The 262-nt window shown below is 43.9% G+C and carries 1 protein-coding gene; it reads left to right on the plus strand.

The genetic code is table 11. The features are described 5' to 3' along the window. The coding region (locus tag AAEY88_RS14160; RefSeq protein ID WP_350563408.1) for a methyl-accepting chemotaxis protein at nt 1–262 on the plus strand (262 nt) is incomplete at both ends.

Genomic DNA, 262 nt, shown 5'->3' on the forward strand with positions numbered 1-262 from the left:
TGCAGAGAGTGCATCGCAGCTTGCTAAAAATGCAGATGAGCACTCAACACAAAACCAAGAAGCATTAAGTCACAGTGTTACAACCATCCACCAGCTTTCAGCTAATATGGAGAAAGCTCAGCAAACTATAAACAGTTTAAATACGCACACAGCCAGTATTGGGCAAGTGCTTGAAGTTATTAAAGGTGTAAGCGAGCAAACTAATCTATTGGCACTAAATGCAGCAATAGAAGCCGCTAGAGCAGGAGAGGCAGGACGCGGT

The organism is Psychrobacter sp. CAL346-MNA-CIBAN-0220 (genome assembly GCF_040309805.1).
GTDB lineage: Bacteria > Pseudomonadota > Gammaproteobacteria > Pseudomonadales > Moraxellaceae > Psychrobacter.